9 protein-coding genes and 3 tRNA genes are annotated in these 15,619 nt (G+C 57.0%); 6 read left to right on the top strand and 6 right to left on the bottom strand.

Translation table 11 applies throughout. The features are described 5' to 3' along the window. Window positions 1–129 precede the first annotated feature (129 nt). From ptrA to recD, 3 genes are read left to right on the top strand one after another with little or no spacing between them, the layout of a single operon-like run. The gene (ptrA, locus tag DD606_RS01780; RefSeq protein WP_048209543.1) at window positions 130–3,012 is read left to right on the top strand and encodes a pitrilysin; all 2,883 of its coding nucleotides are present in this window, start codon (window positions 130–132) and stop codon (window positions 3,010–3,012) included. Beyond that, window positions 3,009–6,551 (top strand): exodeoxyribonuclease V subunit beta, encoded by a 3,543-nt coding sequence (gene recB, locus DD606_RS01775; protein WP_129258107.1) that lies wholly within the window; start codon window positions 3,009–3,011, stop codon window positions 6,549–6,551. Before ptrA ends, recB begins: the two co-directional genes overlap by 4 nt. Further along, window positions 6,548–8,368: an exodeoxyribonuclease V subunit alpha gene (gene recD / locus DD606_RS01770; protein ID WP_099544171.1), complete on the top strand. Its 1,821-nt coding sequence runs from the start codon at window positions 6,548–6,550 to the stop codon at window positions 8,366–8,368. The genes recB and recD overlap by 4 nt, the downstream gene beginning before the upstream one ends. Window positions 8,369–8,401: 33 nt before the next feature. Here the strand turns inward: recD and argA are convergent, their stop codons facing one another. Next, complete coding sequence (argA, locus tag DD606_RS01765; protein WP_129258105.1) at window positions 8,402–9,733, bottom strand: amino-acid N-acetyltransferase; 1,332 nt, start codon at window positions 9,731–9,733, stop codon at window positions 8,402–8,404. A gap of 227 nt (window positions 9,734–9,960) precedes the next feature. Here argA and amiC point away from each other — a divergent pair, with 227 nt between their 5' ends. After that, complete coding sequence (amiC, locus tag DD606_RS01760; protein WP_003862766.1) at window positions 9,961–11,214, top strand: N-acetylmuramoyl-L-alanine amidase AmiC; 1,254 nt, start codon at window positions 9,961–9,963, stop codon at window positions 11,212–11,214. A gap of 89 nt (window positions 11,215–11,303) precedes the next feature. Here the strand turns inward: amiC and DD606_RS01755 are convergent. The 3 genes from DD606_RS01755 to DD606_RS01745 form a co-directional block, all read right to left on the bottom strand. Beyond that, window positions 11,304–11,380, bottom strand: a tRNA-Met gene (locus DD606_RS01755). 44 nt (window positions 11,381–11,424) lie between these two features. Further along, a tRNA-Met gene (locus tag DD606_RS01750) sits at window positions 11,425–11,501 on the bottom strand. 171 nt (window positions 11,502–11,672) lie between these two features. Beyond that, window positions 11,673–11,749 (bottom strand) — tRNA-Met (locus tag DD606_RS01745). 208 nt (window positions 11,750–11,957) lie between these two features. Between DD606_RS01745 and mltA the strand changes: the two genes are divergently transcribed. Beyond that, on the top strand, window positions 11,958–13,055 hold the full coding sequence (gene mltA / locus DD606_RS01740; RefSeq protein WP_003862765.1) for a murein transglycosylase A: 1,098 nt from the start codon (window positions 11,958–11,960) through the stop codon (window positions 13,053–13,055). Window positions 13,056–13,130: 75 nt separating this feature from the next. Beyond that, window positions 13,131–13,937 carry a tRNA cyclic N6-threonylcarbamoyladenosine(37) synthase TcdA gene (tcdA, locus tag DD606_RS01735; RefSeq protein ID WP_006811804.1) on the top strand — a complete coding sequence of 269 codons (807 nt, stop codon included), beginning with the start codon at window positions 13,131–13,133 and terminating at the stop codon, window positions 13,935–13,937. Here the strand turns inward: tcdA and csdE are convergent. Beyond that, entirely contained in the window at window positions 13,928–14,374 is a 447-nt protein-coding gene (gene csdE / locus DD606_RS01730; RefSeq protein ID WP_003862762.1) for a cysteine desulfurase sulfur acceptor subunit CsdE, read from the bottom strand. The two genes, tcdA and csdE, sit on opposite strands and share 10 nt — an antisense overlap. Then, window positions 14,374–15,579, bottom strand: a complete 1,206-nt coding sequence (gene csdA / locus DD606_RS01725) for a cysteine desulfurase CsdA (protein WP_022651789.1) — start codon at window positions 15,577–15,579, stop codon at window positions 14,374–14,376. Before csdA ends, csdE begins: the two co-directional genes overlap by 1 nt. Window positions 15,580–15,619: the final 40 nt, after the last annotated feature.

Genomic DNA, 15,619 nt, shown 5'->3' with positions numbered 1-15,619 from the left:
AAAATTGCGCAGTATGAGGTGTTCATTTATGATGCACCTCTTATCACGGACTGATGTACCCAAAGAAAGAGATGCTGGCGTGTCCAGCACGCACGTTGTTAATGATGTAGCCGTGATAAAGAGGTCGTAATGCCAGGCAGCACCTTGTTCAAAGCGTTTGTTTTGTTTATCGCCCTTTGGGCTCCCGTCACACAGGCCGATTCCGGTTGGCAACCTGTCAAGGAAACAATCCGTAAGAGCGATAAGGACACCCGTCAGTATCAGGCGATTCGTCTTGATAACGGGATGACCGTACTGCTGGTTTCCGATCCTCAGGCGGTGAAATCGCTCTCCGCGCTGGTTGTGCCGGTGGGTTCGCTGGAAGATCCTGACGCCCATCCTGGGCTGGCGCACTACCTTGAGCACATGACGCTGATGGGCTCTAAAAAATACCCACAGCCTGACAGCCTGTCCGAATTTCTGAAAATGCATGGCGGCAGCCACAACGCCAGTACCGCGCCGTATCGCACCGCGTTTTACCTGGAAGTGGAAAATGATGCGCTTGATGGGGCGGTGGACCGTCTGGCGGATGCCATCGCCGCACCGCTGCTGGATAAAAAATACGCTGACCGTGAACGTAATGCCGTGAACGCCGAACTGACGATGGCGCGCACGCGAGACGGTATGCGCATGGCGCAGGTTAGTGCTGAAACCATCAATCCGGCGCACCCGGGTTCGCGCTTCTCAGGCGGCAACCTTGAAACGCTGAGCGACAAGCCAGGTAGCCCGGTGCTCGATGCGCTGCATGCGTTTCGTGAAAAATACTATTCCGCCAATCTGATGAAAGCGGTTATCTACAGCAATAAACCGTTGCCGACGCTGGCAAACATGGCCGCGCAGACCTACGGCAGGGTGCCAAATAAAAATATCGATCTGCCGCAGATTAACGTGCCGGTTGTCACGGACGCGCAAAAAGGCATTGTTATTCACTATGTGCCGGCCTTGCCGCGCAAGGTGTTACGCGTTGAATTCCGTATTGATAACAACACGGCGCAGTTCCGCAGCAAAACCGACGAGCTGGTGACGTATCTTATCGGCAACCGCAGCCCGGGTACGCTCTCCGACTGGCTGCAAAAGCAGGGGCTGGTGGAAGGTATTCGCGCTGACTCCGATCCCGTTGTAAATGGGAATAGCGGCGTGCTGGCCATCTCCGCGACGCTGACCGATAAAGGGCTGGCTCACCGGGACGACGTCGTTGCGGCCATTTTCAGTTACCTCTCTCTGCTGCGCGACAAAGGCGTCGATAAACGCTACTTTGACGAGCTGGCGCACGTGCTGGATCTCGATTTCCGCTATCCCTCTATCACGCGTGATATGGACTACGTTGAGTGGCTGGCAGATACCATGATCCGCGTGCCGGTGGAACATACGCTGGATGCGGTAAATATTGCCGACCAGTTTGACGCCGGAGCGCTCAAAGCGCGTCTGGCGATGATGACTCCGCAGAATGCCCGCGTCTGGTATATCAGCCCGAACGAACCGCATAACAAAATGGCCTACTTCGTTGATGCCCCGTATCAGGTTGAAAAAATCAGCGAACAGACCTTCGCGGGCTGGCAGAAAAAGGCGGGGGAAATTGCGCTGAAGTTACCGGAGCTTAACCCCTACATCCCGGACGATTTCTCGCTGATCAAACCCGCAAAGGCGTATCCGCACCCGGAGCTGATTGTTGATGAGCCGACGCTGCGCGTGGTCTACACCCCAAGCCGCTATTTCGCCGACGAGCCAAAAGCGGATGTCAGCGTGGTGCTGCGTAACCCCAAAGCAATGGACAGCGCCAGAAACCAGGTGCTGTTTGCGCTTAATGATTATCTGGCCGGTATTGCCCTCGATCAGCTCAGCAACCAGGCTGCCGTTGGTGGTATCAGTTTCTCCACCAACGCCAATAACGGCCTGATGGTGAATGCCAACGGCTATACCCAGCGTTTGCCGCAGCTGTTCCAGGCGCTGCTGGACGGTTATTTCAGCTATACGCCTACGGAAGAACAGCTCGAGCAGGCTAAGTCCTGGTATGCCCAGATGATGGATTCTGCCGAGAAGGGTAAAGCCTACGATCAGGCGATTATGCCAGCACAGATGCTGTCGCAAATTCCGTACTTCCAGCGCGAAGATCGCCGCGCGATATTGCCCTCAGTCACCTTAAAAGAGGTGCTGGCTTACCGTGATGCGCTGAAAACCAATACCCGTCCGGAGTTCCTGGTTGTAGGGAATATGAGCGAAGATCAGGCTAAAACGCTGGCGCAAAACGTCCGTGCGCAACTGGGTTCAAAAGGCGATGAGTGGTGCCGTAACCAGGATGTGCTGGTAGAGAAAAAGCAGAACGTGATCTTCGAAAAAGCGGGAAGCAGCACGGATTCCGCGCTGGCCGCGGTGTTTGTCCCTGTCGGTTATGACGAATTTACCAGCTCTGCCCAGAGTGCTGTGCTTGGTCAAATTATTCAGCCGTGGTTTTACAACCAGCTGCGCACCGAAGAGCAGCTGGGCTATGCGGTGTTCGCTTTCTCCATGAATGTGGGCCGTCAGTGGGGGCTGGGCTTCCTTCTGCAAAGCAGTGACAAGCAACCCGCTTACCTGTGGCAGCGTTATCAGGCGTTCTTCCCGCAGGCGGAAGCAAAACTGCGCGCCATGAAGCCGGAAGAGTTTGCCCAAATCCAGCAGGCGGTTATCGCCCAGGTGATGCAACCGCCGCAGACGCTGGGTGAAGAGGCCTCGCAGCTGAGCAAAGATTTTGATCGCGGTAATATGAAATTTGATTCGCGTGATAAAATAGTGGCCGAAATAAAACAGCTGACGCCACAAAAGGTTGCCGATTTCTTCCATCAGGCGGTAGTAAAACCGCAGGGTATGGCCATCCTGTCTCAGGTTTCTGGCAGCCAGAACGGGAAAACGGACTACGTAAAATCAAAAGAGTGGACCGTCTGGAAGAGCGTCAGCGCGCTGCAACAAACAATGCCCTGGAGTAAGAAAGAATGACCCATACCGCTGAGCCGCTTGATCCCCTAAGTTTACCTCTACAGGGTGAGCGACTGATTGAAGCCTCAGCGGGAACGGGAAAAACCTATACCATCGCCGCGCTCTATCTGCGTCTGCTGTTGGGGCTCGGCGGCAACGCCGCTTTTTCGCGCCCGTTAAGCGTGGAAGAGCTGCTGGTGGTAACCTTCACCGAAGCGGCCACTGCCGAGCTGCGTGGCCGTATTCGCAGCAACATTCATGAGCTGCGCATTGCCTGTCTGCGTCAGACGACGGATAACCCCCTCTACGCGAGCCTGCTGGACGAGATTGCGGATAAGCAACAGGCCGCGCAATGGCTGCTGCTGGCCGAACGGCAAATGGATGAAGCGTCCGTCTTCACCATTCACGGTTTTTGTCAGCGCATGCTGAGCCTGAATGCGTTTGAATCCGGCATGCTCTTTGAGCAGCAGCTTATTGAAGATGAATCCGAGCTTCGCTATCAGGCCTGTGCGGATTTCTGGCGTCGACACTGTTATCCGTTGCAGCGCGACATTGCCGAAGCGGTTCACGCCCTGTGGAAAGGTCCGGAAGAGCTTCTTCGCGCCATCGACCGTTACCTGCAAGGCGAGGCGCCGGTCATTAAATCTCCTCCGCCTGCCGATGAAACGCTGGCCTCGCGCCATGAAAAGATCGTCGCCAAAATTGCCGCGCTTAAGCAGAAGTGGAATGAGTCGGTCGGTGAAATTGATGCAATCATCGAAAACTCAGGCATCGACAGACGCAAGTTCAACCGTGGGAACCAGGGGAAGTGGATCGAAAAGATCAGCGCCTGGGCCCAGGAGGAGACGCGGGGCTACCAACTTCCGGACGCACTGGAAAAATTTTCGCAACGCTTTTTGACCGAGCGAACCAAAGCCGACGGTATTGTGCCTGAGCATCCCCTGTTTGTGGCGATTGAAGCGCTGCTTGCGGAGCCATTAACGCTCAATGACCTGATGATCACCCGCGCCATGACGGAGATCCGCCAGGCCGTCGCGCGCGAAAAACGTCGCCGGGGCGAGCTGGGGTTTGATGACATGCTGAGCCGCCTGGACGAAGCCCTGTCCAGCGAGAATGGTGAAGCGCTCGCCAGCGCGATCCGTACCCGTTTTCCGGTGGCGATGATTGACGAATTTCAGGACACCGACCCCCAGCAGTACCGCATTTTTCGCCGCATCTGGCGACAGCAGCCCGACACTGCCCTGTTGTTGATTGGCGACCCTAAACAGGCGATTTACGCCTTCCGTGGGGCAGATATCTTCACCTATATGAAAGCCCGTAGTGAAGTTGTCGCGCATTACACGTTAGACACCAACTGGCGTTCCGCTCCGGGGATGGTTGAGAGCGTCAATGCGCTGTTCAGCCGTATGGAGACGGCGTTCATGTTCAAGGAAATCCCTTTTCTGCCGGTGAAATCCGCCCCAAAAAACGCATCCCTGCGCTTCGAAGTCAGTGGCGCGGAGCAGCCCGCCATGACCTTCTGGCTGCTTGAAGGGGAAGGCTATGGCGTTGCTGATTATCAGGCGGCGATGGCCCAGCACTGCGCCGCGCAAATCCGTGACTGGCTGAGCGCAGGCAACCGCGGCGAGGCGCTGCTGTGGAAGGGGGAACAGGCAAATCCTGTTAAAGCCTCTGATATTACCGTGCTGGTGCGCAGTCGTCAGGAAGCGGTGTTAATCCGCGATGCGCTAACATTGCTGGATATTCCGTCAGTGTATCTCTCTAACCGTGACAGCGTGTTCGACACGCTGGAAGCCCAGGAAATGCTCTGGCTGCTTCAGGCGGTACTGGCGCCGGAGCGCGAAAATACGCTTCGAAGCGCGCTGGCCAGCTCTATGCTGGGGTTGAACGCGCGCGATATTGATGAGCTCAACCATGACGAAAACGCATGGGATGCGGTGGTTGAAGAGTTTGTCCATTACCGTGAACGCTGGCAAAAACGCGGCGTCATGGCGATGCTGCGCGAATTGATGACGCGGCGTCAGATTGCCGAAAATATGCTGGCGTCATCCGGCGGTGAAAGGCGTCTTACCGATATTTTACACATTAGCGAACTGTTGCAGGAAGCCGGCACCCAGCTTGAAAGTGAACATGCCCTCGTGCGCTGGCTGGCGCAGCAAATCGCGGATCCAAACAGTAACGCCTCAAGCCAGCAGATGCGTCTTGAGAGCGATAAGCATCTGGTGCAAATCGTCACCATTCACAAATCGAAAGGTCTCGAGTATCCGCTGGTCTGGCTGCCCTTTATCGCCAACTACCGCGTTCAGGATCAGGCCTATTATCATGACCGCGAGACTTTCGATGCGGTGCTCGATCTCAGCAAGGCGGAAACCAGCGTTGAGCTGGCGGAAGCGGAGCGTCTGGCGGAGGATTTGCGCCTGCTTTACGTGGCGCTGACCCGTTCTGTCTGGCATTGCAGCCTGGGCGTCGCGCCGGTTTTCCGCCGTCGCGGGGAGAAAACAGGGGAGAGCGATTTCCATTTAAGCGCCTTAGGGCGGCTTATTCAGCGTGGTGAGCCGAAAGATGCGGCGGGGTTGCGCCTCTGTATTGAGTCGCTTTGCGGAGACGATATCGCCCTGCATATCCCTTCTCTGCCAGACAACAGCCGCTGGGAAATGGCGCAAGAGCCCGTGACCGATCTTAACGCGCGCCAGATCACACGGGTGCTTGCCGACGACTGGCGCGTCACCAGCTACTCTGGCCTGCAACAGCACGGGCAAAGTATTGCGCAGGATCTCATGCCGAAGCTGGACGTGGATGCCGCAGGGGTAGGCGATGTTCCGGTTGAACCGACGTTAACTCCGCATCAGTTCCCACGCGGCGCGTCGCCGGGCACCTTTTTGCACAGCCTTTTTGAAGAGCTTGATTTCACCCAGCCTGTCAGTGAGGAGTGGGTGCTGAAGATGTTGCAGAGCGGAGGCTATGACGCGCACTGGCAGCCCGTTCTCACTGACTGGATCAACGCCATTTTGCAAGCGCCGCTGACGGCGCAGGGCTTCTCTCTTCGCCAGTTAACGGCCAAAAATAAGCAGGTTGAGATGGAGTTTTATCTGCCCGTCGCAGGCCCGCTTAAGGCCGACGCGCTCGATGCGCTTATCCGTCAGTACGATCCGCTGTCAGCCGGTTGCCCGCCGCTGAACTTCCGTCAGGTGCAGGGCATGCTGAAAGGGTTTATCGACCTGGTCTTCCGTCACGAAGGACGGTACTACCTGCTGGATTACAAATCAAACTGGCTGGGCGAGAACAGCGCAGCCTATACCCAGCAGGCGATGGCGGCGGCCATGCAAATGCATCGCTACGATCTGCAATATCAGCTCTATACCCTGGCGCTGCACCGCTATTTGCGCCACCGTATTGCGGATTACCGCTACGACGATCATTTTGGCGGCGTCATCTACCTGTTCCTGCGCGGGGTTGACGCTGCCGATCCGCGCTCCGGGATCTTCAGCACTCGTCCGGATGCGGAATTGATTAATAAAATGGATAACCTGTTTGCAGCAAACACGGAGGAGATGGCATGACGATGCAGGACTTATTGCTGGATGCGGTAGAGCAACGCGTGCTGCGTCAGCTGGACGTGCAGTTTGCCATGATGATTGCCGCTGACCAGCCCGCCGTGATGCTTGCCGCTGCCCTGTTGAGTAAAGATGCCGGAGAGGGGCATGTGTGTCTGCCGCTCTCGCGTCTGGTGGTTGACGAGAAAATGCCGCCTGTCCTCCAGTCCTGCTTTGCGCTGCTGGGAGATAAGGTGGACTGGCAGAAAATCTTGCGGGAATCGTCAGCCGTTGGGCCGGGAGACAACCAGGCACCGCTGATCCTGACGGGGGAGCGCTTATACCTGAACCGCCTGTGGCGAAATGAATTGACGGTAGCGCGTTTCTTTAGTGAGACCAATGCGCCGCTTCCCTGCGACGAAGCACAGCTTCGCCAGACGCTGGACAGGCTGTTTGACTCCGGTGAGGACACAGACTGGCAGAAAGTGGCGGCGGCCGTCGCCCTGACGCGGCGGATCTCGGTGATATCCGGCGGCCCGGGAACGGGGAAAACAACGACCGTCGCAAAGCTGCTGGCAGCCCTGATACAGCTTTCAGGAGAGCAGCGATGCCGTATTCGTCTGGCGGCGCCCACCGGGAAGGCTGCGGCGCGTCTGACCGAATCACTGGGCGGCGCGATGCAACAGCTGCCGCTCACTCAGGAGCAGCTTGCGCTTTTCCCGGGTGAAGCAAGTACTCTGCACCGTCTGCTCGGTGCGCAGCCGGGTAGCCAGCGGCTGCGCTACCATGCGGGTAATCCGCTGCATCTGGACGTGCTGGTGGTGGATGAAGCCTCCATGATCGACCTGACCATGATGTCGCGCCTGATTGATGCTCTGCCACCCCATGCGCGGGTGGTTTTCCTGGGCGATCGCGACCAGCTCGCCTCTGTAGAAGCCGGGGCGGTGCTGGGGGATATCTGTACCTACGCCAGTTACGGTTATACCGCCGCGCGGGCGCAGGAGCTCGCCCGTCTGACCGGTTGTTCGCTTGAACCCGATCACACGCCGATCGCGGGCGCACTGCGTGACAGCCTCTGCCTGCTGCAAAAAAGCTACCGTTTCGGTAGCGACTCCGGCATCGGCCAGCTGGCTGCGGCGGTCAACCGTGGCGACAGGCACGCCACGCGCACGGTGTTTGACGGTTCCTTCACTGACATTGAAAAGAAATCGCTGCAAAGCGGGGAAGAGTATCAGGCTATGCTTGAGGAGGCTCTCCAGGGATACCAGCATTTTCTGAGCTGCGTGCAGCAGCGCAGTCAGCCCGGACAGGTCATCGCCGCATTTGGCGAATACCAGCTTCTGTGCGCATTGCGGGAAGGGCCGTTTGGCGTCACGGGCCTGAACGACAGGCTGGAGCAGTTGCTGGTGCAGAAACGCAAAATTAACCGTCAGCTGCATTCGCGATGGTATGAAGGCCGGCCAGTGATGATCTCCCGCAACGACAGTGCGCTGGGGCTGTTCAACGGGGATATCGGCATTGCGCTCGATCGCGGTAACGGTCTGCGCGTCTGGTTCCAGCTACCGGACGGTAGCGTGAAGTCCGTCCAGCCCAGCCGCCTGCCAGAGCATGAAACGGCATGGGCGATGACGGTACATAAATCTCAGGGCTCCGAGTTCAACCATGCGGCGCTGATCCTGCCGACACAGCTGTCGCCGGTAGTGACCCGCGAACTGGTCTACACCGCCATTACCCGTGCGCGCCAGCGCCTGTCGCTGTATGCGGATGAGCGCGTGTTGAGTCAGGCGATTGCCACCCGTACCGAGCGCAGAAGCGGATTAAGCGCGATATTTGAATCTGTCTGAGTGAACACCCTCTCCAACAGGAGAGGGTGACTGTTATCCCAGGTCCGCCATTAACACCTTCGAGCGGCGCTGGTAGTTGTACATCTCTTTCTTACTTTCCGGCAGGGAATCAATATCCACCGGCGTGAAGCCGCGCTCCTGGAACCAGTGAATACTGCGCGTGGTGAGCACGAACAGCTTGCTCAGACCCATCTGGCGCGCCTGTGCCGCCACGCGTTCAAGCAGCACTTCCCCCCGTGAGGAGCTACGGTAATCAGGATGCACGGCGACGCACGCCATTTCGCCAATCTGCTCTTCCGGGAACGGATAAAGCGCCGCACAGGCAATGGTCAGGTTATCGCGCTGAATGATGGTGAACTTGTCGATCTCCATCTCCAGCTGCTCCCGGGAGCGGCGAACCAGAATGCCCTGTTGTTCCAGCGGACGGATCAGCTCCAGAATGCCGCCGATATCGTTGATGGTGGCACGGCGGATCTGCTCGGCGCTCTCCATGACGATCTGCGTACCGATCCCGTCCCGGGAGAACAGTTCCTGCAACAGCGCACCGTCTTCCTGATAGCTGATCAGGTGGCTGCGGCGCACCCCGCTGCGGCACGCTTTAACGGCGCCGCGCAGAAAACGCACGGTACCGGAATAGTAATCGCCTTCTGCTTCCAGCGCTTCCACGCGCGCCTGGGCTTCATTCGGAAAAAGTTCTGGCACAATTACGCCCTCATCGTTCACGACACCCTGCGAGGAGCAAAAGCCGATCATTTTTTCCGCTTTCAGCTTGATGGCCAGCTGGGTGGCAATCTCTTCTGAGGTCAGATTAAAACTTTCACCCGTTACGGAGACGGCAACGGGCCCCATCAGGACGATCGCGCCATTGTCTAACTGGCGGTGAATGGCGTCTTCATCAATACGGCGGATGCGACCGCTGTGGCAGTAATCCACGCCATCGTCCACGCCGAGCGGCTGAGCGATGATAAAGTTGCCGCTCACCACGTTAATGTGCGCGCCCTGCAACGGCGTATTATTCAGGCTCATCGACAGGCGGGCGGTGATATCGAGCTGCAACAGACCCGCCGCCTGTTTGACCAGTTCGAGGGTTTTCGCATCCGTCACGCGCGTGTGTTTGTGGTAGATCGGCTCATGGTGATGGGCGGCCAGGTTGGCTTCGATTTGCGGACGTGCGCCATACACCACCACCAGACGGATGCCGAGGCTGTGCAGCAGGCCGATATCATTGACGATGCTGGAAAAGTTTTCATGCTCAATGGCTTCGCCGCCAAGCATGATGACAAACGTTTTTCCCCGATGGGTGTTGATATAGGGAACAGAATGGCGGAATCCCTGGACCAGTTCGGTTCTGCGTTCCTTAACCATGACACAACCCTTAGTGAATGTTTATTCGTAATTTATGTATTTTTATTCGATCGTGGCCGCGTGTGCAAGCCTAAATTTTCTGCGACCCACAGAAAATAATAAGTAATCCGTGCGTTAACGTATGATTGTTTACCCTTTTATAGATGACAGTTTATGCGTCATTCGTTAAAGTTTTCGGTCAATTTGGGCGTTTTGTTCATCAATCAGATTTCTTGCTCGGGAGAAGCATGTCGGGATCCAATTCAGCAATAAGCCGCCGCCGCCTGTTAAAAGGGGCCGGGGCGATGTGGTTGCTTAGCGTCAGCCAGGTGGGTCTTGCCGCCACAAGCCAGGTAGTCGCGGTGCGCGTCTGGCCGTCGTCGACCTATACGCGCGTGACGGTCGAGTCCAATCGCGTGCTGAAATACAAGCAATTTGCCCTCAGCAATCCTGAACGTGTGGTGGTTGATCTCGAAGGTGTGAACCTCAACTCCGTGCTTAAAGGCATGGCAGCACAAATCCGTGGCGACGATCCGTTTATCAAATCGGCGCGCGTCGGGCAGTTCGATCCGCAAACCGTGCGCATGGTGTTTGAGCTGAAGCAGAACGTGAAACCGCAGCTCTTTGCCCTTGCGCCTGTTGCCGCCTTTAAGGAGCGTCTGGTGATGGATCTCTATCCAGCGAATGCGACGGATATTCAGGATCCGCTCCTGGCATTACTTGAGGATTACAACAAAGGCGATCTCGACAGCCAGGTTCCGCCAGCGCAAAGTGGTCCAAAGCCTGGCAAGGCGGGGCGCGATCGCCCGATTGTGATCATGCTCGATCCTGGCCACGGCGGAGAAGATTCCGGCGCCGTCGGGAAATATCGCACCCGCGAAAAAGATGTGGTGCTGCAAATTGCCCGTCGTCTGAAGGCGTTGATCGACAAAGAGGGCAATATGCGCGCCTATATGACGCGCAACGAAGATGTCTTTATTCCGCTGAAGGTCCGCGTGGCAAAAGCGCAAAAGCAGCGCGCGGATCTGTTTGTCTCTATTCATGCGGATGCCTTCACCAGCCGCCAGCCGAGCGGATCCTCAGTGTTTGCCCTGTCAACAAAAGGGGCGACCAGCACCGCGGCGAGATACCTGGCGGACACGCAGAACGCCTCGGATTTAATCGGTGGTGTGAGCAAAAGTGGCGACCGTTACGTCGACCATACGATGTTTGATATGGTGCAGTCGCTGACTATTACCGACAGCCTGAAGTTTGGTAAAGCGGTGCTGGGCAAACTGGGCCGGGTCAACAAGCTGCACAAAAACAGCGTCGAGCAGGCCGGATTTGCGGTACTGAAAGCGCCGGATATTCCTTCCATTCTGGTCGAAACCGCGTTTATCAGTAACGTGGAAGAGGAACGTAAGCTCAAGACGGCTAAATTCCAGCAGGAAGTGGCGGAGTCGATTCTGGCGGGGATCCGGGCCTACTTCTCAGACGGGGAAACGCTGGCGCGGCGGGGGTAGGGCATTAAGCCGGGTATCATGCCCGGCATTTTCACAAACGCCAGATACAAAAAAACACCCTTCAGGGTGTTTATTGTTTTAAGAAGTGTTGGTTGCGGGGGCCGGATTTGAACCGACGACCTTCGGGTTATGAGCCCGACGAGCTACCAGGCTGCTCCACCCCGCGTCCGTCTTTCTACACTTGTAGAAACTTACTTCTTCAAATTTGATTGGTTGCGGGGGCCGGATTTGAACCGACGACCTTCGGGTTATGAGCCCGACGAGCTACCAGGCTGCTCCACCCCGCGTCCGTCTTTTTGCTTCGTATTTCAAACCACATCTGCGTTGACTTTCCTCGTTCACCTCAGTCACTTACTGGAGTAAGCTCCTAAGGATTCACTGCGTCGTCGCCTTGCTGTGATTCGAACTACTTCGCAAAAACTTCTACAGTCGTAGAAGATACTTCATCAAATTTTAATTGGTTGCGGGGGCCGGATTTGAACCGACGACCTTCGGGTTATGAGCCCGACGAGCTACCAGGCTGCTCCACCCCGCGTCCGTGGAAGCGCACTATACTCGGATAGGTTTGTGATGCAACCCCTTTTTCACATAATTCATTATTTTGTATGCAAAATGAACGGCAAAAGCCACTTTGGACTATTTTTTGTGCAGAATTTGCCAAAGGGAAGGCGATTGCATTTCATTAACACGGTGGGTTTGTTATCTTCATCTCGCGGAATTGGGCAACTAAAAGACGAGATATAATGAAAGGACGTTGGGCGAAGTATCTGATGACAGGCGCAATGGTGGCGATTCTTGCGGCCTGCTCTTCCAAACCGACCGATCGCGGTCAACAGTATAAAGACGGGAAATTATCCCAGCCTTTCTCTTTAGTTAACCAGCCCGATGCCGTGGGTGCTCCAATCAATGCCGGGGATTTCTCCGAGCAGGTGTACCAGATCCGCAAAGCGTCGCCGCGCCTGTATGGCGCACAGAACAACGTTTATAGTGCCGTGCAGGACTGGCTGCGTGCAGGCGGTGATACCCGCAATATGCGCCAGTTTGGTATCGATGCCTGGCAGATGGAGGGGGCGGATAACTACGGTAACGTCCAGTTTACCGGTTACTACACCCCGGTTGTCCAGGCGCGACACACGCGCCAGGGCGAGTTCCAGTATCCCATTTACCGTATGCCGCCGAAACGCGGTCGTCTGCCGTCCCGCGCCGAGATCTACGCCGGCGCGCTGAGCGAAAATTATGTTCTGGCCTACAGCAACTCGCTGATGGACAACTTCATTATGGACGTGCAGGGCAGCGGCTATATTGATTTTGGCGACGGCTCGCCGCTGAACTTCTTTAGCTATGCCGGTAAAAATGGCCATGCCTATCGCAGCATCGGTAAGGTGCTGATCGACCGTGGCGAAGTGAAACGAGAAGATATGTCGATGCAGGCTATCCGCGAATGGGGCGAAAAGCACAGCGAAGCGGAAGTGCGTGAGCTGCTTGAGCAGAACCCATCGTTTGTTTTCTTCAAACCGCAGAACTTTGCGCCGGTGAAAGGGGCGAGCGCCGTCCCGCTGATTGGCCGCGCTTCTGTGGCATCGGATCGTTCGATTATTCCGGCGGGTACCACTCTGCTGGCGGAAGTTCCACTCCTCGACAACAACGGCAAATTCAACGGCAAGTATGAATTACGCCTGATGGTGGCGCTGGACGTGGGTGGGGCGATTAAAGGCCAGCACTTCGACATTTATCAGGGCATCGGCCCGGATGCCGGCCATCGTGCAGGCTGGTATAACCACTACGGACGCGTGTGGGTGCTGAAGACAGCGCCGGGTACCGGAAACGTATTCAGCGGCTGATTGTGGTATTCTGAGCGCAAGACGGATTACGGTTCAGGGTGAGGAATACCTCACCCTTTTTACATCTGAGGTTTTATGTCTGTGGTAATCAGCGATGCCTGGCGCCAGCGTTTCGGCGGCACGGCACGGTTATATGGTGAAAAAGCCCTGCAACTGTTCGCGGATGCGCATGTCTGCGTGGTGGGCATTGGTGGCGTGGGTTCGTGGGCGGCAGAAGCGCTGGCGAGAACCGGCATTGGCGCAATTACGTTGATTGATATGGATGATGTCTGCGTGACTAACACTAACCGTCAGATCCACGCCCTGCGTGATAACGTCGGTCTGGCGAAGTCCGAGGTGATGGCGGAGCGTATTCGTCTCATCAACCCGGAGTGCCGGGTGACGGTGATCGACGACTTTGTGACGGCAGATAACGTCGCGGAGTACATGAGCAAAGGCTACAGCTATGTGATTGACGCCATCGACAGCGTGCGGCCAAAAGCGGCGCTGATCGCTTACTGTCGTCGTTACAAGGTGCCGCTGGTCACGACCGGCGGCGCGGGCGGGCAAATCGATCCGACGCAGATCCAGGTGGCGGATCTGGCGAAAACCATTCAGGATCCGCTGGCTGCCAAGCTGCGTGAACGCCTGAAGAGCGACTTCAATGTGGTGAAGAACAGCAAGGGCAAGCTGGGCGTCGACTGCGTGTTCTCCACCGAAGCGCTGGTCTACCCGCAGGCGGATGGTTCAGTTTGTGCGATGAAAAGCACGGCGGAAGGGCCAAAGCGGATGGATTGTGCCTCTGGGTTTGGAGCGGCCACCATGGTGACCGCCTCCTTCGGCTTTGTGGCGGTCTCTCACGCCCTGAAGAAGATGATGGCGAAGGCGGAACGTCAGGCCTGAGCCTGACGGGCGGCATCCAGCACCGCGTCGTTTAGCGCAATCAGTCCCTGACCGCGCGAGGCGCTAAGCTGCGCGCGAAGCCCCAGCTCATCAAACAGCGCCAGCGGAGAATGCGCCAGCAGCTCTGCGGCGCTCTTCCCTTCGATTGCGGTCAACAGCACCGCCAGCAGACCGCGAACAATGCGTCCCTCGCTGTCGCCGAAGAAATGCAGTTTCTCACCGGATACGCTAAACCCAAGCCAGACGCGGTTCTCGCAGCCTGCGATCTCCTTCGCCTGTAATTTCAGCTCGTCTGACAGTGCAGGCAACTGTTTGCCCAGCAGGATCAGCTGACGATATTTATCTTCCCACTGCGTGAGCGGGACAAAGGTCTGTTTTAACGTCTCTTCAGTAATAACGGTGCCGAACGGGTGTCCGGCTAAAGCTGAACTTGTCATTAATCCACCAGTAATTCCAGGGCGCGGTCGACGGCGGAAACCAGCGCATCGACGTCACTTTTTGTATTGTACGGTGCAAACGAGGCGCGCAGAGTACCGCTCACGCCAATAGCCGCCAGCAGCGGCTGGGCGCAGTGCTGTCCGGCACGCAGGGCAATGCCGTATCCGGCAAGTAGCGTTACCATGTCGCTATGGTGCACGCCCGCGAAATCAAAGGCGAGCAGGCTGGAGTCCTGCACGCGGAACGAGCGAAAACCCGGACGTTTTTTCAGTTCTTCTTCCGCCAGCGTCGCCAGACCCCGGCTCCAGCTTTCAGCCTGAACCACGTCCGTTTCTGCCAGCCATTCGAGCGCCGCGCTCAGGCCAATAACCCCGGCCACGTTCGGTGTACCGGCTTCCAGGCGGTAGGGCACATCCTGCGTTTTAAAACCGTCGAAGGTGACTTCGGTAATCATCTTGCCGCCGCCGAGCCACGGCGTCATCCGGGCCAGCAGTTCAGGTTTGCCGTACAGCGCGCCGATACCGGTTGGCCCGTACAATTTGTGCCCTGAGAAGGCATAGAAGTCGATATCCAGCGCCTGCACATCAGCCGGAAAATGCACCACACCCTGCGCACCGTCGACCATCACCACCACGCCGCTGGCATGGGCAATCTCAATGGCACGCGCCAGATCCGGACAGCCGCCGGTGACGTTGGACATCTGCCCCAGCGCCAGAATACGGCTGCGCGGCGTAATCAGCTCAGGCAGACGCGCCACGTCAGGCAGGAAGTCCGCACCCAACGGGAGCTTTACAACCTGTGCCCCGGTTTGTTCGGCCACCATTAGCCAGGGCACCAGGTTGGCGTGGTGTTCCGCCTCGCTGACGATAATCTCATCCCCGGGCTGCAACAGCGGACGCGCGTAACATTGCGCCACCATGTTAATGGCCTCGGTGGTGCCCCGCGTCCAGACGATGTTCTTACCGCTGTCAGCATTGATCAGGCGCGCGACCTGATCCCGTGCGGCTTCGTATTGCGCCGTTAAGCGCTGCGCGTCGGCATACTGGCTGCGGTGCACGTTCCCTGCGCTCAGGCTGTAAAACTGGCGGGTTGCCTCAATCACCGCCTGCGGTTTAAGGGCCGTGGCAGCGCTATCAAGATAAATGCCGGCATCGGCCAGCGCGGGAAACTGTGCGCGAAACTGCGCAGGACTGAAAGCGTTCATGGAATTCCTCATATCGATTCTACGATCGTCGCGCAAATTC

Source organism: Enterobacter cloacae complex sp. GF14B, from assembly GCF_004136805.1.
In the GTDB taxonomy this organism is placed as follows: Bacteria; Pseudomonadota; Gammaproteobacteria; order Enterobacterales; family Enterobacteriaceae; genus Enterobacter; species Enterobacter hormaechei_C.
The sequence above is the reverse complement of the archived record's forward strand: the minus strand, read 5'-3'. Positions and strand labels throughout refer to the sequence as shown.

Excerpts from the sequence above, each read along its gene's own strand:
- ptrA (WP_048209543.1), top strand. The coding sequence starts at position 130 with ATGCCAGGCAGCACCTTGTTCAAAGCGTTTGTTTTGTTTATCGCCCTT.
- recB (WP_129258107.1), top strand. The coding sequence starts at position 3,009 with ATGACCCATACCGCTGAGCCGCTTGATCCCCTAAGTTTACCTCTACAG.
- recD (WP_099544171.1), top strand. The coding sequence starts at position 6,548 with ATGACGATGCAGGACTTATTGCTGGATGCGGTAGAGCAACGCGTGCTG.
- argA (WP_129258105.1), bottom strand. The coding sequence starts at position 9,733 with ATGGTTAAGGAACGCAGAACCGAACTGGTCCAGGGATTCCGCCATTCT.
- amiC (WP_003862766.1), top strand. The coding sequence starts at position 9,961 with ATGTCGGGATCCAATTCAGCAATAAGCCGCCGCCGCCTGTTAAAAGGG.
- mltA (WP_003862765.1), top strand. The coding sequence starts at position 11,958 with ATGAAAGGACGTTGGGCGAAGTATCTGATGACAGGCGCAATGGTGGCG.
- tcdA (WP_006811804.1), top strand. The coding sequence starts at position 13,131 with ATGTCTGTGGTAATCAGCGATGCCTGGCGCCAGCGTTTCGGCGGCACG.
- csdE (WP_003862762.1), bottom strand. The coding sequence starts at position 14,374 with ATGACAAGTTCAGCTTTAGCCGGACACCCGTTCGGCACCGTTATTACT.
- csdA (WP_022651789.1), bottom strand. The coding sequence starts at position 15,579 with ATGAACGCTTTCAGTCCTGCGCAGTTTCGCGCACAGTTTCCCGCGCTG.